Source organism: Streptomyces sp. NPDC001493, from assembly GCF_053597235.1.
The window spans coordinates 375124-397052 of sequence record NZ_JBSFHV010000003.1 but is presented as its reverse complement, the minus strand read 5'-3'; the positions used below and the strand labels follow the sequence as shown (position 1 = coordinate 397052).

The following is a 21929-nucleotide window of genomic DNA, read 5'->3' as shown; positions in this document are numbered from 1 at the left end:
GGGCGGGTGCCGTACGACTACGGGCCGGCCGGGGCGGCCCCGGCGGGGACGGGCGCGGGACGGCTGCCGAACGAAGCGCGGTAGGCGCTCGGGGTGAGACCCAGGCGGCGCTGGACGTGCAGGCGGAGGGAGTCCGCGGTGCCCAGCCCGCTGGCGCGGGCCACCTGCTCCATCGGGAGGGTGGTCGTCTCCAGCAACTCCCGGGCCCGCTCGATGCGTTGATGCAGGAGCCACTGGAGCGGGCTGAGGCCGGTCTCCGCACGGAAGCGGCGGGAGAGGGTGCGTACGGAGACACCGGCGTGGCGGGCCAGATCGGCGAGGGTGAGCGGTTCGTCCAGCCGTCGCATCACCCAGGCCCGGGTGGCGGCGAAGGAGACCCCGCGCTCGGGCGGCAGCGGTGTCTCGGTGAACTGGGTCTGCCCGCCGTGGCGTACGGGGGCGACGAGGGCGAGCCGGGCGACGGTGTTGGCGACCGCGGCGCCGAAGTCGGTGCGGATGAGGTGGAGGCAGAGGTCGATGCCCGCCGCGTACCCGGACGAGGTGAGCACGGAGCCGTCCTGCACGAAGAGGACGTCCTTCTGGAGCTGTACGGCCGGATAGCGGTCGCCGAGTTCCCCGGTGTGCGCCCAGTAGGTGGTGGCGGCCCGGCCGTCGAGCAGACCCGCCTCGGCGAGGGCGAAGGCGCCGGTGCAGATGGAGGCGATGCGCCGCCCTTCGGCCCCGGCCCGGCGCAACGCGGACAGGATGCGCGGGTCGTACTCCTCACGGGAGCCGGCGCCCGCGAGGATCACGGTGTCCGCCCCCTCGACGAGGTCCAGTCCGTGCGGGACGAGTACGTCGATGCCGTTCCTGGTGCGTACGGGGCCCGGGTCCAAGGTGCAGAGAACGGTCTCGTACCCCGGGGCGCCGTCGATCTCGACCTGGCCGAAGAGCATCTCGGGGATGGCGATGTTGAACATCGACACCGGCGGAGTGGCGATGACGACGACTCGGTGCGGCGGCTTCATGGCCAGAACCTCCGGAGGTGTGGCATTGCGGCCACTACTCTACGTTCGGCGGGTCGGCGAGGCTTGTCCCCATGTCCTCTCCGAACACCGCCCGGAGCGGGGCCCGGTCGCCCCTGCGCACCCAGGAGTCGCCCGCCCCCGGGCTGCCCGCCCCCGGCCGTGCGCTCGCCGCTTCCATGCTCGGCTTCGGGCTGATCACGCTGGACGCGACCGTGATGAACGTGGCGCTGCCGACAATGGGCGCCGAACTCGGCGGCGGCATGTCCGGTCTCCAGTGGGTCGTCGACGCCTACACCGTCGCGTTCGCCGCACTGCTCCTCTCGACCGGCGCGTTCTCCGACCGGATCGGGGCGACCCGGGCGTATCTGCTGGGGATCGCCATGTTCACGCTGGCCTCCGCGGCCTGCGGGCTGGCGCCGAACCTCCCGACGCTGATCGGGTTCCGTACGGTGCAGGGGATGGCGGCGGCGGTGGTGCTGCCGACGACGCTCTCGCTGGTGCGGCAGGCGTACACCGATCCGGCCCGGCGGGCTCGCGCGGTGGGCATGTGGGCGGCCGGTGGCACCACGGCGGCGGCGCTCGGGCCGGTCGTGGGCGGAGCGTTGACGGCGTCCCTCGACTGGCGGGCCGTGTTCTTCATCAACCTGCCTCTGGGGGTGCTCACTTGGGGCCTGATGATCCGCGCACCCCGTTCGGGCCCCCGCCCCGCGCGACTGGACCCGGCGGGGCAGATCTCGGCCGTACTGGCCCTGGCCGGAGTCGCGTTCGCGGTCATCGAGAGCGGGGCGCCCGCATGGTGGGCGCTGGGCGTCGCGGTGGCGGCGCTGGGCGTGTTCCTCCGTGTGGAGTCACGGCACCCCCAACCGGTCGTCCCGCTGGGCCTGTTCCGTGAACGGACGGTCGCGGTGGCGGTGGCCTCCGGTTCGGTGATCAGCGTCTCGTTCTACGGCATGCTCTTCGTCTTCGGGCTCTACTTCCAGCAGGTCCGGGGCCAGTCCCCGCTCGCCACCGGCCTGATGTTCCTGCCGATGACCGGCCTCCTGCTGGCGATGAACCTCGTATCGGGGCGAGTGTCCAACCGGTACGGCCCACGCGTGCCGATGCTGACCGGACAACTGACGTCGTGTGCGGGCATGTTGCTGCTGCTGTTCGTCGGTCCCCGCACTCCGCCCGTCCTCACCGCCCTGATGCTGCTGCCGATCGCCGTGGGGGCGGGTCTGGCGCTCCCGGCGCTGACGGCGGCGATGATGGAAGAGGTCCCGGCGGAGCGGGCCGGGGTCGCGGCCGGGGTGCTCAACGCGGCCCGCCAGGTGGCGATCGCGTTGAGCGTGGCGACGTTCGGCGCCCTGCTGTCGGACGGGTTCGAGGCGGGGATGCGCGCCTCGCTGCTGATCAGCGCGGCGCTCCTCGCGGCGACCGCGTTCTCCACGGCCCGGTTCTTCGGGAGGCGGTGACACCGCCCCCTCGGCCCCGCGCGAGCCCGCGCGAGGAGTGACCCTCGCGCGGATCGGGCCCCGTCACTGCCCCACCCGTCCGTCGACGCACTCGCGCAGCAGGTCGGCGTGGCCGCAGTGGCGGGCGTACTCCTCGATGCGGTGCACCAGCAGTTCCCGGACCACGATGCCGTCCTTCCCGAGCCGCTCCCCCAGGTCCGGGTGGGATGCCAACACCGCGTCGGTCGCGGCCTGTTCGCGCGCGAGGTCGGCGTAGGCGCCGTCAACCACCGCCTGTTCGGCGACAGCCCCGTCGAAGTCGCCGTCGCGGACCCCGTAGAGCTTCGGCAGCGGGTCGCCGTCGCTGATCCAGTTGCGCCAGTCGCGCTCGACCTCGGCGAGGTGGCGTACCAGGCCGAGCAGCGACATCGTGGACGGCGGAACGGCGCGGCGCGCCAGTTGCTCCGGGTCGAGTCCCTCGCATTTCATCGTGAGGGTGAGGCGGTAGTTGCGCAGGTAGTCCTGGAGGGTGGGGAGTTCACCGTCCGGGCCGTTCCCGTCGTTCTCGCGCGGGTCCTTGTCGGGGTCGGTCCACATATCGGGGTGGACGGTGGCCTGGGTCCATCGTTCGGGCTGCTCGCTCATGGTCCGCATGATCGGTCACCGGGGCGTTCCGTGCCTGCGTTTTTCCATCGGAGCGTGCCCCGTCTCGGCAACCGTTCGGGGAGGCTCGGGGAACGGGTCCGGCCCCTGCCCGCCGGACGGAGGCGGCGGGCAGGGGCCGGGGTGTGGGCGGGCGGACGGTGGTCAGCTGCCGTCGCGCAGGTCGGCGACGCCCTCCGTGCGGAAGGCGATCTCGTCGAACGACGCCCCGCAGCCGTCGCCGACGGGCGCCTGGACGAGGAAGCCGACCTGGGCGGAGGCCGTGCCCTCCGGGTCACCGAGGGCGAAGACCCGGACGAAGGTCCAGGTGACACCGTCCGGCGAGGCGTGGAAGGCGAAGGCGCCGCCGTTGCGCGTGAGGCGGAGCCAGAAGGTGTCGCCGTCCACGGTGAAGGAGTTGACGTCGTCGGAGACGCCCCGGGTGACCACCGTGCAGATGGTGGGGACGGCGGGCGAGAGTTCCAGGCAGATCTTCGCCCAGTCGCGCTCCCCGACGTGGAGGTAGAGGACCCCGGCGTCGTAGGCGCCGGCGAAGCCGACCTTGACCCGGGCGAGCAGCTGGAAGTCGCCGGCGGGCGCGGTGCCCAGCAGGCGCGGGGCGTCGCTCGTCGGTTCGAGGGAGTCGCCGCCGGGCGGTACGAAGCGGTCCTGCCGGGCGCCCGCCCGGCCGGTGAGTACGCCGTCCTCGTAGGTCCACTTGCCCTCGGGTCCGAACGGCTCCAGCTCGAAGGGGAGTTCGGGAAGTCTCAGGGTCATGGTCGTCATCCGTTCACCCGGCGGGGCAGGCCCAGCGGGTTGTCGTCGCGGAGCTCGGGCGGGAGGAGGGCCTCGGGGGTCGACTGGTACGTCACCGGGCGCAGCCAGCGCTCGATGGCGGTGGCGCCGACCGAGGTCGAGGTGGAGGTGGTCGACGGGTAGGGGCCGCCGTGGTGCTGCGCGGGTGCGACGGCGACGCCGGTGGGCCAGCCGTTGACGAGGACGCGCCCGGCGAGCGGGGTGAGGGAGGCGAGGAGTCCGGCGGCGCCGCCCGCCTCTTCCTCGCCGGAGATGTGCAGGGTGGCGGTGAGGTTGCCGGGGAGGCGGCCGAGCACGGCGGCGACCTCGTCCTCGGAGGCGTACCGGGCGACGACGGTGACCGGGCCGAAGCACTCCTCCAGGAGCGCCTCGTGCGGTCCGTCCCCGGTGAGCCGGGCGGCCGGGACGGTGAGGAAGCCGGGGGCGACGGCGTGTTCGCCGCCGTCGCCCGGGGTGACGGGCGCTTCCACGTCGGGGAGGGCGGCCCGGTCGCGTACTCCGGCGATGAAGGCGTCGCGCATCCGGTGGTCGAGCATGACGGCGGGGACGGTGTCGCCGACGGTCGCGGTGAGGGTCTTCACCAGCCCGTCGCCGCTCTCGCCCGCCGGGACCAGGACCAGGCCGGGCTTGGTGCAGAACTGCCCGGCGCCCAGGGTCATGGAGGAGCCGAGTCCGGCGCCGATCTGCTCGCCGCGCTCGGCCGCCGCGGCCTCGGTGACGACGACGGGGTTGAGGGAGCCGAGCTCGCCGTGGAAGGGGATGGGGGCGGGGCGTGCCGCCGCAGCGTCGAAGAGGGCGCGTCCGCCGCGGATCGAGCCGGTGAAGCCGGCCGCGGAGACCAGCGGGTGGCGGACGAGTTCGACGCCGGCCTCGAAGCCGTGCACGAGCTGGACGACGTCCTCGGGCAGTCCGTGCGCGGCGGCGGCGCGGCGGAGCAGGGAGGCGCTCAGCTCGGAGGTGGCCGGGTGGTCGGGGTGCGACTTGACGACGACCGGGCAGCCCGCGGCCAGTGCGCTCGCGGTGTCGCCGCCGGGGACGGAGAACGCGAACGGGAAGTTGCTGGCCGCGTAGACGGCGACGACGCCGAGCGGGATCTTCCAGCGGCGCAGGTCGGGCCAGGGCGGAGTGCGACTGCCGTCCTCGTGGTCGATGTGGATGTCGAGGAAGGCACCCTCGTCGACGACCTCGGCGAAGGCCCGCAACTGCTCTGCGGTGCGGGCGAGTTCACCGGTCAGCCGGGCCGTACCGAGCGCGGTCTCGGCGTCGGCGGTCGCGACGGCGGACTCCTCGGCGCCGGCGAGCAGGTCGGCCGCGGTGCGCAGGAAGGCGGCGCGGACGGTGCGGTCGGCGAGGGCGTCGCGGACGGCGTGCGCCGCCCGTACGACACGGTCGACCTCCTCCGCGCTAGCCTCCACCGCAACCTGCTCGCGCGGGTTCCCGGTGCGGGGGTCGACGCTCCAGACTGGTGCTGCTGCCACCGTTTTCCCTTCCGTACTCTCTGCCACACGTCAGGAAGTTGTTCGGTATTCTGAACAGCGTTCCTCATCGTGAATGTCCTGGAACTCTATTTCCGGGCGTTCCGCGTTGGCAAGAAGTCACAGGCAAGAAGTCACAGCGAAGTCACGGGATTTCGACGTAGTTTGGAAGGGGCGAGGGCGATGTCGGCTGCCGAGTCTGGTGGGGCGCAGGTCAAGTCCGCGGTACGGACGGTGGAGCTCCTCGAATACTTCGCGGGGCGCCCCGGGATGCACTCCCTCGCCGCCGTGCAGGAGGCGGTGGGCTACCCCAAGTCCAGTCTCTACATGCTGCTGCGCACCCTCGTCGAGCTCGGCTGGGTGGAGACCGACGCCACCGGCACCCGGTACGGCATCGGGGTGCGCGCCCTGCTGGTCGGCACCTCCTACATCGACGGCGACGAGGTGGTGGCCGCGGCCCGCCCCACCCTCGACCGGCTCTCCGACGACACCACGGAGACCATCCACCTGGCCCGTCTCGACGGTACCAACGTGGTCTACCTCGCGACCAGGCAGTCCCAGCACTACCTGCGCCCCTTCACCCGCGTCGGCCGCCGGCTGCCCGCCCACTCGACCTCGCTGGGCAAGGCGCTGCTCGCCACCTACAGCGACGAGCAGGTGCGCAAGATGCTCCCGGAGACGCTCCCGGCGCTGACCGAGCACACCCTGACCGACCGCGAGCGGCTCATCGAGGAGCTGCACACCATCCGCGAGCAGGGGTACGCGGTGGACCGCGAGGAGAACACGCTGGGGCTGCGCTGCTTCGGTGTGGCGATCCCGTACCGGACGCCCTCGCGCGACGCCATCAGCTGCTCGGTGCCGGTCGCCCGGCTCACCCCCGCCCACGAGCAGACGGTGAAGGACGCCCTCTTCGACGCCCGCGACCGGCTGACGCTGGCGACCCGCCGCCTCTGACCGCACCGCCGCCTCCGACCGCACCGCCGTCCCTGACCGCACCGGCCGCTTCGGTCCCCACCCGCCGCTTCGGTCCCCACCCGCCGTTTCGTGCCCCACCCGCCGACGGGACGAATCCCCTCGAAACGCCGGCCGGGCCGCCTGAGAAATCGGTGAGAAGCGGCACAACCGGGAACATCCGCCGCTCCCCCGCTCGTCCCTCGACGGGATGAACAAGACGATCAGGCGCACTTCGGTCTTCTGCCTGCTCCTGGTGCTCGCGCTGCTGGCGCGGGCGAGCTGGGTGCAGGTGTACGACGCGAAGGCACTCGCGGAGAACGACAACAACCGGCGGAACACCATCGCGCAGTACGCGCAGCCGCTCGGTGACATCATCGTGGCCGGTTCCCCGGTCACCGGATCGCGGAGGACGGAGAGCGGAGATCTCGCGTACAGGCGCACCTACGAGGACGGCGCGCTCTATGCCGCCGTCACCGGCTACAGCTCGCAGGCGTACGGCGCCACCCAGCTGGAGGGCATCTACAGTTCGGTGCTCGACGGAACGGACGACCGGCTGAAGGACCCCGCCGACGTGATCACCGGCGAGCAGGCCAAGCCGGGCGACGTACTGACGACGATCGACCCGGACGTGCAGAAGGCCGCGTACGAGGCGCTCGGCGACGACAAGGGCGCGGCGGTGGCGATGGACCCGGAGACCGGCCGGATCCTCGGCATGGTCTCCACCCCGTCGTACGACCCGTCGACGATCAGCGGAACGACGGACCAGGACGCCTGGCAGAAGCTGCTGGACGACCCCGACAAGTCGCTGGTCAACCGCGCGCTGCGGCAGCCGCTGGCGCCGGGTTCGACGTTCAAGCTGGTGGTGGCGTCGGCCGCGCTGGAGAACGGCCTGTACGACTCCGTGGACCAGGCCACCGAAAGCCCCGACCCCTACACCCTGCCCGGCACCACGACCGTCCTGCGGAACGAGAGCGCCTCCGCGCCCTGCGAGAACGCCACCCTGCGCACCGCGCTCCAGTACTCCTGCAACAACGTCTTCGCCAAGGTGGCGGCCGACCTCGGCCAGGAGAAGCTGCGGGCGATGGCGGAGAAGTTCGGGTTCGATGTGGAGAAGCTCGACGTGCCGGTGCGCGCCTCGACGAGCGTGTACCCGGAGAAGATGGACAGCGCGCAGACCGCGCTCACCGGCATCGGCCAGTTCGAGGTGACGGCCACCCCGATGCAGATGGCGATGGTCTCCGCGGCGCTCGCCAACGGCGGTGAGCTGGCCGCCCCGCACATGGTCTCCTCGGTGACCGACGCCAAGGGCTCGCCGCTCCAGGAGTACGCGGACGGCGACACCGAGCGCGTGGTGTCGGAGCGGACCGCCGCCCAGTTGCGCAGTGCGATGGTGACGGTGGTCGAGGACGGTACGGGCACCAACGCGCGGATCGACGGCGCCGAGGTGGGCGGCAAGACGGGTACGGCCCAGAACGGCGTGGACAACGGGAACACCCCGTACGCCTGGTTCACCGCGTACGCCAAGGACGACGCCTCCGGCAAGGAGGTGGCGGTCGCCGTGGTCGTGGAGGACTCGGGGGCGGCCCGCTCCGAGGTCAGCGGCAACGGCCTGGCGGCGCCGGTCGCGCAGAAGATGATGAAGGCGGCGCTCGCGGGATGAGAACGGGCCGGCCCCCCTTGTACGGGGGCCGGCCCGTTCTCCGTACGGAGCGGGTCGAGCGGATCGCGCGGATCGCGCGTCAGCCGACGATGGCGACCGGGGCGTCCCAGGCGTCGCGGTCGACGGTCAGGGTGTAACCCCCGCGCGTCTCCTTGCTGTTGACCTTGTACTGGTGGGCCCGGCTGTGGTCGGTGAAGAGCGTCTTGGCCCACGGCCAGTCGGTCGTGGTGGTGGACTTGCCGTCCCAGAGCGCGTACCAGAGGTTGCCCGGCAGGTCGGTCTTGTTGGTCGCCGTGGCGATCGCCTTGGCGCTGGAGCTGCTGAAGCCGTAGAACCCGCCCCGGTAGGTCTTGGCGCGCAGGGTCTTGGTGAACGAGCGCACGTAGGTCAGGACGGCGTCGTTGCACGCCTTGTCCGTGATCGTGTACGGCTCCATGTCCAGGTAGATCGGGCTGCCGGCCTTCATGCCGAGCGCCGCGGCCTTGGCGACCGCGTCGTTGCCGTCCTTGACGCCGAGGGAGGCGGCCGTGGAAGCGGTCAGCTTCTCCGGGTTCGAGCTGGTCTGGCACGGCGGCTGGGCGCCCACGTAGAGCGGGATGAGCTTCCAGCCCGCGGTGTTGACCGACTTGACCCAGGACGAGGTCAGGTTGGGCTGGGCGCAGCCCCGGTTCTTGCCCCCGATGTAGACGGCGGCGCCGCCGTAGAACTTGTCGGCCTTCCACGCCTTCATCGCGGCGAGCGACGGCGCGGTGCAGGTGTCGAAGGCCTGGCCCGTGAAGGTCTTCTGCGCGGGCCAGGTGGTGGCCGCCATCGAGGTCTGGGCGACGACCCCGGATCCCACGACGGCGACGGTGGCCGCCGCCCCCCAGGCGATGTAGCGGCCCTTCTTGGACAAACGGTGCTTGGACAATCCCCCACCCCATTCGGATTCGTGCCTCCGGCCGCGAGTCCGTGCCCGGCGCGACCGGAGCGCGGCAGGAGCACGGAGGGCGGTGCCCGTGGACGGGCGTTCGGAGCGGGTGGCACGATATCCGACTTCACCGGCATGACCGGCGGCGGGTCCGCCCTTGACCGTGGGCGCCCGCCGCCGGGCGGCCGACTGTGCGTCAGGGACCTACTTCACGCCGAGCAGCTGCTCGATCGGGTCGATCGCGAAGTACACGACGAACAGCGCCGAGGTGGCCCAGAGCAGCCAGTGGACCTCCCGCGCCTTGCCGAGGGCCGCCTTGATGACGACGTAGGCGAGGAAGCCCGCGCCGATGCCGTTGGTGATGGAGTAGGTGAACGGCATGACGGCGATCGTCAGGAACGCCGGAATGGCGATCTCGTAGCTCTCCCACTCGATGTGCCGGACCTGCGCCATCAGCAGGAAGCCGACCGCGATGAGCGCCGGGGCCGCGGCCTGGGCCGGGACGACGGTGGCCAGCGGGGTCAGGAAGAGCGCGACGGCGAAGAGGGCGCCGGTGACCAGCGAGGCGAAGCCGGTGCGGGCGCCCTCGCCGACGCCCGCAGCCGACTCGATGTAGGCGGTGTTGGAGGAGGCCGAAGCGGCTCCGCCCACGGCGGCGGCCGCTCCGTCGATGAGGAGGACGCGGCCGATGTTCGGGACGTCGCCCTTCTCGTCGAGCAGCCCGGCCTCCTGGGAGACGCCGACGACCGTGCCCATGGTGTCGAAGAAGTCGCTGAGGATCAGGGTGAAGATCAGCAGGACGATGGTGACCACGCCGACCTGCTGGAAGGCGCCGAAGAGGCTGAAGGAGCCGACGAGCCCGAAGTCGGGGGCGGCGACGAGGTCCTCGGGAACCTCGGGGACGGTCAGGCCCCAGGCGGTCGGCGCGATGTCGGCGATCGAGTTGACCACGACGGCCAGCACGGTGCTGACGACGATGCTGATGAGGATGGCGCCCTTCACCTTGCGGGCCATCAGCGCGACGGTGAGCAGCACGCCGACGCAGAAGACCAGCACCGGCCAGCCGGTGAGGTGGCCGACCGAGCCGAGCTGTACGGGCGTCGAGCCGGTCTCGCCGGGGATGCGGGTGACGAACCCGGCGTCGACGAAGCCGATGAACGCGATGAAGAGCCCGATGCCGACGCTGATGGCCTGCTTGAGGGCGGGCGGGATCGCGCGCATCACGGCCTCGCGCAGCCCGGTGACGACCAGGACGCAGATGATGAGCCCTTCGAGGACGACGAGTCCCATCGCGTCGGGCCAGCTCATCAGCGGGGCGATCTGGAACGCGACGACCGCGTTGAGGCCGAGGCCCGCGGCGATGGCGAGCGGGAGGTTGCCGCCGAGCCCCATGATCGCGGTCATCACGGCGGCCACCAGCGCGGTGACGGTGACGAGTTGGGGCGCGGAGAGGTGGGCGCCGAACTTGTCCTCGGCCGAGCCGAGGATGATCGGGTTGAGGACCAGGATGTACGCCATCGTGAAGAAGGTCGCGAAGCCGCCGCGTATCTCGCGGGCGAGGCTCGATCCGCGGGCGGTGATCGCGAAGTAGCGGTCCAGCGCGTTCTTCGGGGCAGCGGTCCCAAGTGGTGCGGTTGCTGCGGGTACGTCGGGTGCCGCTGGTGCCTGTGGTGCTTCCGGCGTGTCCGGCATGGCGCTCCTCGGGGTGTGAGAGGTCTGCGGGGTTGAGTGACTGAATGCTCCCCCGTGGAAAGGGGGTTCAGGTTTTCGCCGTGTTACGCCTTACTTGGAGTGACACCCGCTTCACGGCGCTTCCGAGGTGCGCTGGTACGCTCTCGCACCGCTCGCACCCCTGGGTGCCGCTGAGGGAACGTACACAGCCACCGCGGTTCGCGTACAGGGATTCGAGAGCAGGGAGAGGTACCCGTGGGCACTGTGGTCGACGCTGCCGCTGCCGCCGAGTTCCATCAGTTCTTCGAGGCGCACTACGCCGAACTGGCCCGTCTCGCACATCTGTTGACAGGTGAGGCGGATGCGGCCGATGATCTGGCCGCCGACGCTCTGATGGCCCTCTGGCACCGCTGGGACCGGATGAGGGAGGCCGATCATCCCGTCGCGTACGCGCGCGGGGTCGTCGCCAACCTGGCGCGCACCCGGATCCGGGGCGCGGTCCGCGAGCGTCGCAGGATCGCACTGTTCTGGGCTCCGCGCTCCGGGGCCGGCGACGGGTTCGCCGTGGAGGATCCCGACGTGACCACCGTGGTCGACGTCCAAGAGGCCCTGCGTAAGCTGCCGTTCAGGAAGCGCGCCTGCGTCGTGCTGCGGCACGCGTTCGACCTGTCCGAGCGGGACACGTCGTTGGTCCTCGGGATATCGGTCGGTACGGTCAAGAGCCAGACCTCCCGGGGCCTGGCGGAGTTGCAGCGGCTGCTCGGCCCCGAGGCGGGTCCGGCTCCGGCACGGGTGGCCGTGGCGGGGCAGCCCGGCGGAGGAAGGCATTGATGGACGAGGATCTGCGGGAGCGTCTGCGCGGTGCGGCGCTGGAGCACCGCCCGGACCGCGAGCGGATGTGGGCGCGGGTCGAGCGCGGGATGCAGGACCCGCCGTCCGGACGCGTCGCCCGCCCGCCGCGCGCGCCGATGCCGAGGCTGCGGATCGCGGCGGCGACGGCGGCGGTCTGCGGGGTGCTCGTGGCGGTCCCGCTCGCCGTCGCGTGGACGGTCCGCGACGGCGGTTCCGGGCAGCCGGTGGCGGCCGCCCCGAGCCGTACGGGGACGGCGCCCGCCCCCTCCGGGGAGCGCGGCGCCCAGCTCCCGGCGGCGAACGGGCCGGTGTCCTCCCGGGGCATGGTGGACCCCGGGTCGAACGCGTTCTGGGCGCAGAGCGACGTGCTGGTGACCGCGTCCCGGCCGCTCACCTCCCTCACGGTGGAGCTGCGGGTCGCGCAGACCGGAGGGGTGGCCAAGACGGACGCGTGGACGTCCGGCCACAAGGAGGACTACACGGTCTCCACGGGCGAGGAGGGCGGCTTCCTCGTGTTCCGATGGACGCTGCGGCCGGGCCGTACCGCCCCGGCGACGACCCTCACCTTCGCGGGGCAGTACAACCACGCGGAGGGCGAACGCGACGCGAGCCGCGACGACTTCACCGTGCACAGCACCTTCGACACCGGTGTGTCGGCGAGCGGCGGGGTGTTCTCGCCCACCGGCTGAGCGGACCCGGCCCGAGGACGGACCGGGCTCGAAGACCGGCGCGGGAGAGGGCGCGGACCCGCACAGTCCGCACGCTCTCCCGCCGGTGGAGGTCCGCCCGGGCCGGCCGTCGGGCGGCGGCCCCGGGCGGACGGGGTCAGCAGTGGCCGCCGGCTCCGGCCTCGCGGTCCACGAGCGCGGGAACGGCGCGCGGCGAGTCGACCTTGGTCCGCAGGACGGGGGTCCAGCCGGCGCCCGAGGCGAGCTGCTCGGCGGGGACGCCCGCGTTGTGGACGGCGATCAGGTCGGTCTTCTTCCCGTTGACGTAGTTGTCGCCGGCCGTCAGCGGGGACTCCTTCCACTTCTTCAGGATGAGCGCCGGGTCGTGGTCCGCGGAGAGCGTGAACGCGTTGTGCTCGGCGACGAGCTGGGACTCGATGCCGATGCCGTAGGAGTAGCCGTACGGGCTGCCCGCCGTGGACACGAAGTGGTTGTTGTACGAGTCGACCTGGCCGAAGCGGACGCGCGGGGCCCGCTCCTTGAGGTTCTGGAAGAGGTTGTGGTGCAGGGTCACCCGGAGCTTGCCCCGGTCGGTGGCGCCCGCACTGTCGCTGTTGCCGATGAGCATCGTCTTGTCGTGGTCCTTGAGGACGTTCCACGAGACGGTGACCAGGTCGGCGCCGCGCACGATGTCGAAGAGCCCGTCGTGCTGCTGGTAGACCGTGCCGAAGTAGTGCGGCTGGGCCGAGTCGGGGCGGTCGCCGTCGCTGAAGGTGTTGTGGTCGACCCAGACGTGGGAGGAGCCGGTGACGACGAGGTTGTCGTACTCGGAGTTCCAGGCCCCGGTCTCGGTGTCGGTCGGGTCCCACTGCGGGAAGCAGTCGTAGGTGTCCTCGAAGGTCAGGTTGCGGACGATGACGTTGGAGACGTCCTTGATCTGCAGGCTGGCCCCGATGACGGTGGCGTCGTCGCCGACACCGATCAGGGTGGTGTTCGAGGGGACCTGGACGTTGACGGCCGCCGCCTGGAGGGCGGCGGAGGCGGCGCGGGCGTCCTCCAGCGGGCCGCTGGGCACGGCGTCGGTGCCCCAGACCGCCGGGTCGTAGGCGGCGAGGTACTTCTCCAGGGTGTAGCCGCCGGTGTAGTAGTCCTCGCAGCCGATGGGGGTGCCGTTCACGTCGGAGTTGCCGTGGACGGTCCCCGCGATCTTGACGATCTTGGGCGCGTCACCGGCGTCCTCGAACGCCGCGATCAGCTCCGCGCGGTTGGTCACCGTGTAGACGTGGTCGCGGGTGGCCGCCGAACCGCCGGTGGTCGAGCCGTCCGCGGCTGCCCAGCCGTCGTGGGCGGGCAGCACGGCGCGCTCGATCGGGTTCGCGTGCGGCCGGGAGGCGGCCTGGGCGGGCAGCGACACGGCGAGGGCGAGGGAGGCGCAGCCCATCACCACGGTGATGGCACGGATGTGACGCATGCGTGCGGGCATGGGATTCCTTCGTTCGTTGCGACGGATGGGGGTGGGGTGTGCGAGGGAGTGGGGGGACGGGCGGTGCGGGAGGTGGTGCCGTTGTCCGGTGGGGCGGAGATCGGGGGTCATGGCTGCGGCCAGGTGATCCACTCGGTGGGGACCGGGGCCCCGAGCCCGCGCACCTCGCCGGGCCCGAGCACGCGGGCGTCCAGAAGGGCGCGGGCGGTGATCCGGGCCACGTCGATGGCGCCGCGCGGCTGGAAGTGCGTGTTGTCCTGCACCCCGTCCGGGTAGTTGGGGGACTCCCCGGGCGCCTGCCAGTCGAAGTACTCCTGGGTGGCGTCCGGACCCAGCTGCTGCCAGCGGGCCAGGGTGAGCGCCTGGGCGTCGATCAGCGGGACGCGTTCCTCGGCGGCCAGGGCCCGCATGGCGGCCGGGTACTCGCCGTGGCTCGGCTTGGCGGTGCCGTCCTCGGCGAAGCGGCGGCGCTCGACCGGGGTGAGCAGGACGGGCCGGGCGTGGCGTGCGCGGGCAGCGGTGACGTACGTCCGCAGATGGTCCTGGTAGGTGGTCCAGGGGTCGGTGCCGCGCAGCGGGTCGGTGGTCTTCTCGTCGTTGTGCCCGAACTGGATGAGCAGGAAGTCACCGGCGCGGACGTCCCCGAGCAGGGCGGCGAGGAGCCCCTCGTCGATGAAGCTCTTCGAACTGCGGCCGTTCATGGCGTGGTTGGCGACCCGCAGGCCGGGGCCGAGGAAGAACGGCAGGGCCATGCCCCAGCCGGTCTCGGGCGCCGCGTCCGCGTACTTCTGGGCCGCCGTCGAGTCGCCGGCGATGTGCAGGGTACGGAGGCGGGGACGCCGTCCGGTGCTCTTCGCCGTCGCCGGTGTGGCGGCGAGGGCCAGCGGCAGGGCGGCCAGTGCGGCCGCGGTCCGTCTGCGGGTGAGTGACACGGTGTACCTGCCTCACTGGACGGGGGGAGGGAACGAGAGGGACGGGACGGGGTGGAGGGAGCCGGCGGCGGTGGGTGGTCCCGGGCCGCCGCCGGCCCCGGCATGCGGGGGTGGCGGGGTGCGGACGGGCGGGCGTGGATCAGCCGTTGCCCAGTTCCTTCCACTCCTTCTGGGCCGCGTTCAGCTCCTTGGCGAGCTTGTCCAGGAAGTCCTTCGCGGAGACCTTGCCGAGCAGCAGCTTCTGGAACTCCGGCTCGTTGTCGGCCTTGCTGATGTTGTTCCAGTCGGGCAGGTAGTAGGGCAGGTTCACGATCTTGGTGGAGCCGTCGGTGAGGGCCTTCGCGGCGAGCGCGGTCGGCTCGGACGCGGTGATCCACGGGTCCTGCGCGGCCTCGGTGTTGGCGGGGATGGCGCCGGCCGACTCGTTCCACTTGCTGTTGGAGGCGTGCGAGGCGGCGAACTCGATGAACTTCCAGGCGGCGGTCTTGTTCTTGCTGCTGCGGAAGAGGCCGAGCCCGTCGACCGGGTTGGAGACCTGGACGCGGGTGCCGCTGTCACCGATCGGGTTGGGGATGCCGGCGAACTTGTCGTTGCCGAGCGCCTTCACGTGGTCCTGGTAGGAGCCGAGGTTGTGGCTGAGCATCCCGATGGTGCCGGTGTCCCACTGCGCGACCATCTTGGTGAAGTCGTTGTTGACGTCCGCGGACGGCGTCGCCTTCTTGAACAGGCCGACGTACTTCTCCAGCGCCGCGACGTTCTTCGGGTCGTTGACCGTCGTCGTGTCGCCGTTCCAGAAGTCCGTGATGCCGGACTGGCCGTAGGCCGCGTCCAGGGCCTGGGCGATGGAGCCCGCCCCGCCTCTGATGGTGTAGCCGAACTTGTTGTTCTTGGAGTCGGTCAGCTTGTCGGCCGCCTCGTAGAACTGCGCCCAGGTGGAGGGGGCTTCCAGGCCCGCGGCCTTGAACAGGTCGGTTCTGTACCAGAGCGTTCCGTTGTTCGCGGAGGTCGGTACGGAGTACATGTCGTCGCCCCGGCCACCGGCGTCCTTGACGCTCGCGACCATGCCCTCGACGAGCTTGCCCTTCAGCGAGGACTTCTCGATCCGGTCCTGGACCGGCTCCAGCGCCTCCTGGGAGACGATGTTGGCGAGATAGGCGGTGCCCACGCCGCCCACGTCCGGCAGGCCGCCGCCGGCGATCGCGGTGTCGTACTTGGACTGCACGTCGGCGATCGGGATCGGGACGTACTTCACCTTGATGTCCGGGTTCTCCTTCTCGAAATCCTTGATGATCTCGGTCCAGATGGCGGTGCGCGGACCGCCGTTGTTGTCCCAGAAGGTGATCTCGCCCTTGCCGCTGCCCTCGGTGCCGGAGCTGCTGCCGTCGTCGCCGCAGGCGGTGGCCGTCAGGGCGAGCATCGCGGTCAGCGAGACCGCTGCCGCGGCGCGCCCCCGGTACTTCTTGAACATGGTCATGGTTCGGCTCTTCTCTGTGGGTGGGTACGGGTGTGCCGTGTACGCCGTGCAGGTGGGGGGCGTCAGCGCCGGCGGTGCGGTGCCCAGCCGTCGTCGCCCGCGAGGTAGTCGTCCACCTCGTGGAGCGCGGCGTCGGCCGGGGACATCTGGGGGCGGTCCGTGGTGGTGGCGGCGCCGGGACCGTGGGTCCGGTACTCGCTGAACCGGGCTTCCCGCCAGGGGAAGCCGCTCATGTCGGACCAGGGGCTCGCCTTGACGGCGGCGGGCAGCGAGGTCTCGCGGATCAGCACCTGGCCGATCGCGTCCGGGTTGCCGCTCGGGTGCCAGGGGCGGCCGAGGTGGAAGGTGCCCGCGGGGGCGTCGCTGATGACCCGGCTGCGGGTGATCAGGATGCCGTACGGGTTCTCCTTCCAGGTCGAAGCGGCCGTGATGTAGCCGTTGTTGGTGTCCGATCCCCGGCTGAGCGCCTTGATCACGGACTTCTCGACGACGGTGGTGGCGCGGCCGTAGAGGAAGTCGACGTCGCCCTCGACGTACGCGCCGGTGAGGTAGACGCGGGCCTTCTGGGTGAGCGCCGGGGTGTCGGTCATCAGGGTGTCCTGGTTGCCGAGGAACGCGGTGTTCTCGAAGGTCAGGCGGTCGCCGGTGGTCTTCACGGCGAGCGCCTGCTCGCCGCTGATCTCCACGGCGGCCTCGTCGAAGTCGTTGGAGAAGGTGAGGTTCTCGGCCGTGAAGTCGTGGCCCTCCACCAGGACGGTGGCGCTGCCGGTGGATCCCTGGGTGGTGCCGTCCGGCTTGAGTTCGCCCTGCGGGGTGTCGAAGACGATCAGGGTGTCGGAGCGGCTCCTGCCGGTGCCGACGAGGGAGACGTACGGCTGGTTCTTGCCGACGCGGACGTGCTCCCGGTAGGTGCCGGGCGCCAGGCGCACGGTGATCCGGCCGTCGTTGCCCTGCGGCACGGCGTCGACGGCCGCCTGCACGGTGGGGTAGTCGGCGGGGACCCGCAGCACGGTGTCGGTGCCGATGTCCTGCTGCGGGCCGGAGTCGCGGGTGACGATCCCCGGCACGTCGGCGGCGCGGTCCAGCCGGTACGGGTAGAAGGCGTGCGGGTCGAAGGCCGCGCCCCAGGCGTCGGTGCGGCCCGTGGTGTTCCTCAGGATCGAGCCGCGCTGGACGAGCTGGGCGGTGGCGTCGGCCTGGTACGGGTGCTGGACGTCCCGGTAGTAGCTGTTCTCGATGACCATCTTCGTGGCGCCGCGCGCCCAGTTGCCGTACGTCCACACCGGGTCGCCGTCCGCGACCTGCGCGGAGACGTAGTTGTTGTAGAGGTGGGCGTAGGCGCAGTTGTCGGCCGAGGGGTTGCGCTGCTTGGTACCGGTGAACCAGTTGTGGTCGATGGTGATCTCGGTGGTGACGTTCGTCGTCCAGCCGATCCCGAACGCTTTGTTGTGGTCGGCGAACTGGTTGTACGAGACGGTGATGTACCGGCTGTCCTTGCGGATGTCGAGCAGCCCGTCGCCCATGTGCGTGAAACGGTTGTGGTCGATCCACACGTGGTCGGCGGTGTCCATCTGGATGGCGTCGAAGTCCGTGGTCTTCCCGTCCCAGTCGCCCTCGATGTACGAGTCGCGGATGGTGAGGTTGCGGATGATCACGTTGTGGGTGCCGGGGTTCAGGTGGAGTTCGCCGTGGACGATCTCGGCCGTGTCCCCGACGCCGACGATGGTCTTGTCCGAGGCCACGTCGATGTCGTGGCCGAAGGGTTCGACGGCCAGCGAGCCGGCGACCCGGATGGTCCAGGGCCCCTCCGCCCCGGCGTACTTCGCCAGGTCGGCGTGGGTGGTGACGGTGACGACCGGGCCGCCCGCCCCTCCGGTGGTCCCGCCGGCCAGGGAGGCGAACCCGTGCGGGGTGTCGGACCAGGCGCCGTGCCGGGCGGAGGGGCCCGCGCCGGCCGGTGCGGATGCCGGGGCCGCCGCGGCTGCCGGGCTCGCGGGCAGGAGGAAGGACCCGGCCAGGGCGAGCACCGCGGCGAGCGTGCTTCCCCGGGTGCGCGAGGTACGGAGGTGCGTCATTGCGGCTCCCATACGTGCGGTGCAGATGTGTCCGTGCTGCGGTGCGGCGTGCCGTGCGGGCGGTGCGGGTGTGGCCGTGCGGGACGTGCGGCAGTGCGGCAGTGCGTGACGTGCGGCGGTGCGGCAGTGCGTGACGTGCGGCAGTGCGTGACGTGCGAGGTGCCGGTGCGAAGGTGCGTGACGTGCGGTGGTGCGGGGCGACCGGTGTGCGGTGGTGCCCGTACGTGCGACGGTGCGCGTACGGGCGGTGGCGCGGGTTCCTCGGGTGGTGCGGGTACGGCGGTGGTGCGGGTACGGCGGTGGCGCGGGTACGACGGTGGCGCGGGTACGACGGTGGTGCGGGGCCTAACGCGGGGCGGGGCCGGGTGCGGGGACGCCGAAGGCGGTGAACTCGGCGGTGCCCGCGGGGCCCGTACCGGCGGGGGCGGTGGCGAAGAGGCCGAGCAGGGCGCCGACCCAGCGCCACGGTTCGGCGGCGAAGACCTGGCCGGAGGGGCGGAAGCCGTCCCCGGTGTCGGCGTGGAAGCGGCAGCGGGCTCCGGCGCTCACCTCGACGCTGAGCCGGACCCGCCCCCCGGGTGCGGGGCGGCCCGGTGCGGCGTCCCGTTCGTGTTCGGCGACGCTCTCCGCGTACCGGTGCACGAACGACACCCCGCCGTCCTCGCCCCGTTCGAGGCCGATCCAGCTGAACGCGTCGCCCAGTACGGCGAGTCCGGCCTTGGCTCCGGGTACGTCGCTGCCGAGGGCGAGTTCCACCTCCACGGTGAACTCCTCGGCGGGCAGCCGCTGGACGAGTACGTTCGGCAGGGTCCGCAGGTCGTGGGCGTTCGGGGTGCGGACGCAGGCGAGGCGCAGCCCGTCCCCGGCGTGCTCGACGGTCCAGCCGGCCCGCGGGTTGGCGGTCCACTGCCACTGCCTGCCGTACCGGCCGCCGGGGAAGCCGTCGGCGAACGCCGGCGCCTCCACCGGCTGTTCGGGGGCGATCGGCTTGGCGTGCCTGAGGACGGGTTCGCCCTCGTCGCCGAGGACCGGCCAGCCCTCACCGTCCCAGCGCATCGGCTGGAGGTGGACCACCCTGCCGTACGCGCCCCGCTCCTGGAAGTGCAGGAACCAGTCCTCGCCCGCCGGGGTGCGGACCCAGCCGCCCTGGTGGGGGCCGTTGACGGAGGTGCGGCCCTGGGCCAGGACGACGCGTTCCTCGTACGGGCCGAAGAAGTCCTTCGACCGGAACGCGCCCTGCCAGCCCGTGGTCACTCCGCCGGCCGGGGCGAGGATCCAGAACTCTCCCTCGTGCCGGTAGACCTTGGGTCCCTCCAGGGTGAACCAGCCGGGGATCAGGTCCCCGTCGATCAACGTCGTTCCCTCGTCGAGGAGTTCACGGCCGTCGGCGCTCATGCGGTGGCCGGTGAGCCGGTTCTTGATCCCTGAGCGGGACTTGGCCCAGGCGTGCACGAGGTAGGCCTCGCCGGTCTCCTCGTCCCAGAGCGGGCAGGCGTCGATCAGGCCCTTGCCCGCCTTCACCAGGTGCGGCGCGCTCCAGGGGCCGCGTACGTCCTCGGCGTTGATCTGCTGGATGCCGTGGTCGGGGTCGCCCCAGAAGATCCAGAACCGGCCCGCGTGGTGGCGGATCGAGGGCGCCCAGACGCCCCGGTCGTGGCGCGGGACCGCGAAGTCGGCGGCCGGTTCCAGGGTGTCGAGGGCGTGCCCGATCAGGGACCAGTTGACCAGGTCCCGGGAGTGCAGCAGCGGGAGTCCGGGGGCGCGGCCGAAGCTGGACGCGGTGAGGTAGTAGTCGTCGCCGACGCGCACCAGGTCCGGGTCGGACCAGTCGGCGTCGAGCACCGGGTTGCGGTAGGTGCCGTCGCCGAGGTCGGCGGTCCAGGGTCTCGGGCTCACGCGGTCACCACCTTGCGGACGAGGGCCGCGGCCTCGTCGCGGCCGAGCTTCCCGTCCGCGACGACGGTGACGATCCGGCGGACGACGGTCGCGCCGGGCTCCACCGGCAGCCGGTCCTCGGCCGCGAGGGAGGAGCCGACGCCCGGGTACTCCTCGGTGCGGACGAACCACGGGTCGCGCCGGGTGTCCCCGGTCGCCCCGGCGAAGACGAGGGTCCAGCCCTCGCCGGCGAGGGCGAGCCAGTCGGCCCGGGCGCCGTGCACCGCCGCCTCGCCCTCGCGGGTGGCGCTGAACACCTCGGGTGCCCGGTCCTCCTTGGGTGCCCGCCAGAAGAAGCCGCCGTACCCGGCGCCGGGGCGGCCGTTGGTGGCGGGACTGCCGATGGACAGGGCGGTACGGCTCCGGTTGGTGAGGGAGAAGGAGAAGTCCAGCGCCCAGGCGGTGTCCGTCAGCGGGACGACGGCCACCGTGCGGTGCTCACGCAGCAGTTCGGTGCCGCCGGCCTCCCAGCCGAGCTCCTCCACGAAGCCGTCCGGGTCGCGGAGCTTCCACCCGAGGTGCCGCTGCACCCCGTGGTTGTCGAGCACGGTGGGGCCCTGGTCGCGGACGAAGGTGCGCCCGCCCCAGAAGTTGTACCCGGCGACGTCGGGCACGGCGACCGAGGCGCCGAGGTGGTGCAGGTGGTCGGCGGGGCGCTCCTCGGTGACGGGGGTGCCCCCGAGGGTGGTGACGGGGTGCAGGTAGGGGCGGCCGTCGTGGGTGTCGGGGCGGTGGCCGTAGCGGCCCACGGGGCGGCCCGCGCAGCTGAGGCGGAGCGTGGTCACGAGGCGCTCACCTCGCGGGAGCGGGCCCAGGGGACGCCGAGTTCGGAGAAGAGGGAGAGGGAGTCGGCGCCCGCGTCGACCACGGCGTCGATGCCCTTGACCACGCGCCGGGGGCCCTGGGTGGCGGGTTCGCTGTACCAGGCGTCGGCGGGCAGTGCGGTGGGCTCGGCTCCGGTGCGTACCGCCTCGACCACGCGCATGAAGGCGCCGGTGCGGTGCGGGGGGACCAGGAGGGGGGTGCCGTCGGTGAGGTGGGCGGCGAGGTTCTCCAGCAGGTCGGTGCGGCCGTGCACGGTCTCCTCGGGGCCGTGTCCGGCGCGCTGGAGGAGGACCCGGTCCTGCTTGTACCAGAAGGTGATCCGGCCCCGGTCGCCGTGGACGACGACGTACGGTTCGGCGGCGCGTTCGGCGCAGAGCGTGACGCAGACCGTGACGGTCAGGCCGTCGGCGGTGGTGACGCGGAGGCTGCTGGTGTCGTCGGCCTCGATGTCGTGGGCCCGGAAGAGCTCGGTCTCGATGTCGGCGACGTCGGCCGCGGTGCCCCGGTCCGCGAGTTCGAGGGAGGTGGCGACGGCGTGGGCGAGCGGGTTGGTGAGGACCCCGTCGACCACGTCGGCGCCGCCGAGCCGGCGGCGCCCGGCCCAGGGCGCGCGCCGGTAGTAGGCCTCCTCGCGCACCCAGGCGCCGGCCGCGCCGATTCCCCGGAGCGACCCGATGGCGCCGTCCGCGACGAGTTCGCGGATGGCGGGCACGGCGTGCGAGCCGAAGGACTGGAAGCCGATCTGGCAGGCGGTGCCCGCCTCCCGTACGCCGTCGCTCATCCGGGTGAAGTCGGCGAAGGTGGCCGCCGGGGGCTTCTCCAGGAGGAGGTGGACGCCGCGCCGCGCGGCGGTCAGGGCGAGGTCCGTATGGGTCGGGATCGGCGTGCAGACGACGGCCGCGCGGGCGCCGGTGGTGTCGAGCAGCGCCCCGAAGTCGGCGGACTGCTGGACGTGCTGACCGGCGAACGGTCCGAGTTCGGTCTCGGTCAGGGGGGTGAGTTCGCAGATCCCGGCGAGCCGGACGGTGCCCTGGCGCTGGAGGCGTTCGATGTTGGCGAGGTGCCAGCGGCCGTGGCCCCGGGCGCCGGCGAGGACGATGGGGAGGGGGGTGGTCAT

The 21929-nt window shown here is 72.1% G+C and carries 18 protein-coding genes; 5 read left to right on the top strand and 13 right to left on the bottom strand.

The features are described from left to right. Positions 1 to 17 precede the first annotated feature (17 nt). Positions 18 to 1007, bottom strand: a complete 990-nt coding sequence (locus ACWCWD_RS07250; protein WP_450770841.1) for a GlxA family transcriptional regulator — start codon at positions 1005 to 1007, stop codon at positions 18 to 20. A 71-nt stretch (positions 1008 to 1078) separates the two neighbouring features. On the opposite strand from ACWCWD_RS07250, the gene ACWCWD_RS07245 reads away from it, so the two are divergent. Continuing rightward, a complete protein-coding gene (locus ACWCWD_RS07245) occupies positions 1079 to 2461 on the top strand; it encodes an MFS transporter (protein ID WP_450770839.1) in 1383 nt (460 codons plus the stop codon). Between the two features lie 63 nt (positions 2462 to 2524). On the opposite strand, the gene ACWCWD_RS07240 is transcribed toward ACWCWD_RS07245, so the two are convergent. From ACWCWD_RS07240 to ACWCWD_RS07230, 3 genes are all read right to left on the bottom strand, one after another. Continuing rightward, the gene (locus tag ACWCWD_RS07240; RefSeq protein WP_450770838.1) at positions 2525 to 3085 is read right to left on the bottom strand and encodes a DinB family protein; all 561 of its coding nucleotides are present in this window, start codon (positions 3083 to 3085) and stop codon (positions 2525 to 2527) included. A 162-nt stretch (positions 3086 to 3247) separates the two neighbouring features. Next, positions 3248 to 3859 (bottom strand): DUF1349 domain-containing protein, encoded by a 612-nt coding sequence (locus tag ACWCWD_RS07235; protein WP_450770836.1) that lies wholly within the window; start codon positions 3857 to 3859, stop codon positions 3248 to 3250. Positions 3860 to 3864: 5 nt separating this feature from the next. Further along, positions 3865 to 5376, bottom strand: a complete 1512-nt coding sequence (locus tag ACWCWD_RS07230) for an aldehyde dehydrogenase family protein (protein ID WP_450770834.1) — start codon at positions 5374 to 5376, stop codon at positions 3865 to 3867. Positions 5377 to 5556: 180 nt separating this feature from the next. On the opposite strand from ACWCWD_RS07230, the gene ACWCWD_RS07225 reads away from it, so the two are divergent. After that, entirely contained in the window at positions 5557 to 6327 is a 771-nt protein-coding gene (locus ACWCWD_RS07225; protein WP_358761354.1) for an IclR family transcriptional regulator, read from the top strand. A gap of 208 nt (positions 6328 to 6535) precedes the next feature. After that, positions 6536 to 7987, top strand: a complete 1452-nt coding sequence (locus tag ACWCWD_RS07220; RefSeq protein ID WP_450770831.1) for a peptidoglycan D,D-transpeptidase FtsI family protein — start codon at positions 6536 to 6538, stop codon at positions 7985 to 7987. A gap of 79 nt (positions 7988 to 8066) precedes the next feature. Here the strand turns inward: ACWCWD_RS07220 and ACWCWD_RS07215 are convergent, their stop codons facing one another. Both ACWCWD_RS07215 and ACWCWD_RS07210 read right to left on the bottom strand, forming a co-directional pair. Then, positions 8067 to 8897 carry a glycoside hydrolase domain-containing protein gene (locus ACWCWD_RS07215; RefSeq protein ID WP_450770829.1) on the bottom strand — a complete coding sequence of 277 codons (831 nt, stop codon included), beginning with the start codon at positions 8895 to 8897 and terminating at the stop codon, positions 8067 to 8069. Between the two features lie 204 nt (positions 8898 to 9101). Then, a complete protein-coding gene (locus ACWCWD_RS07210; protein WP_450770827.1) occupies positions 9102 to 10589 on the bottom strand; it encodes an NCS2 family permease in 1488 nt (495 codons plus the stop codon). Between the two features lie 234 nt (positions 10590 to 10823). Between ACWCWD_RS07210 and ACWCWD_RS07205 the strand changes: the two genes are divergently transcribed. Together ACWCWD_RS07205 and ACWCWD_RS07200 are read left to right on the top strand one after the other, a co-directional pair. Next, the gene (locus ACWCWD_RS07205) at positions 10824 to 11399 is read left to right on the top strand and encodes a SigE family RNA polymerase sigma factor (protein WP_450770825.1); all 576 of its coding nucleotides are present in this window, start codon (positions 10824 to 10826) and stop codon (positions 11397 to 11399) included. Continuing rightward, positions 11399 to 12109: a hypothetical protein gene (locus ACWCWD_RS07200; RefSeq protein ID WP_450770824.1), complete on the top strand. Its 711-nt coding sequence runs from the start codon at positions 11399 to 11401 to the stop codon at positions 12107 to 12109. The genes ACWCWD_RS07205 and ACWCWD_RS07200 overlap by 1 nt, the downstream gene beginning before the upstream one ends. A gap of 136 nt (positions 12110 to 12245) precedes the next feature. Here ACWCWD_RS07200 and ACWCWD_RS07195 read toward each other — a convergent pair whose 3' ends face one another. From ACWCWD_RS07195 to ACWCWD_RS07165, 7 genes are all read right to left on the bottom strand, one after another. Then, a complete protein-coding gene (locus ACWCWD_RS07195; protein ID WP_450770822.1) occupies positions 12246 to 13571 on the bottom strand; it encodes a pectate lyase family protein in 1326 nt (441 codons plus the stop codon). Positions 13572 to 13678: 107 nt separating this feature from the next. After that, a complete protein-coding gene (locus ACWCWD_RS07190) occupies positions 13679 to 14503 on the bottom strand; it encodes a rhamnogalacturonan acetylesterase (RefSeq protein ID WP_450770820.1) in 825 nt (274 codons plus the stop codon). Positions 14504 to 14642: 139 nt separating this feature from the next. Continuing rightward, positions 14643 to 15977: an ABC transporter substrate-binding protein gene (locus tag ACWCWD_RS07185; protein ID WP_450770818.1), complete on the bottom strand. Its 1335-nt coding sequence runs from the start codon at positions 15975 to 15977 to the stop codon at positions 14643 to 14645. A gap of 62 nt (positions 15978 to 16039) precedes the next feature. Beyond that, complete coding sequence (locus ACWCWD_RS07180) at positions 16040 to 18052, bottom strand: pectinesterase family protein (protein WP_450770817.1); 2013 nt, start codon at positions 18050 to 18052, stop codon at positions 16040 to 16042. Positions 18053 to 18397: 345 nt separating this feature from the next. After that, complete coding sequence (locus ACWCWD_RS07175) at positions 18398 to 19948, bottom strand: family 43 glycosylhydrolase (RefSeq protein WP_450770815.1); 1551 nt, start codon at positions 19946 to 19948, stop codon at positions 18398 to 18400. Then, positions 19945 to 20772: a DUF6807 domain-containing protein gene (locus ACWCWD_RS07170; protein ID WP_450770814.1), complete on the bottom strand. Its 828-nt coding sequence runs from the start codon at positions 20770 to 20772 to the stop codon at positions 19945 to 19947. Before ACWCWD_RS07170 ends, ACWCWD_RS07175 begins: the two co-directional genes overlap by 4 nt. Next, positions 20769 to 21929: a Gfo/Idh/MocA family protein gene (locus ACWCWD_RS07165; RefSeq protein ID WP_450770812.1), complete on the bottom strand. Its 1161-nt coding sequence runs from the start codon at positions 21927 to 21929 to the stop codon at positions 20769 to 20771. The genes ACWCWD_RS07170 and ACWCWD_RS07165 overlap by 4 nt, the downstream gene beginning before the upstream one ends.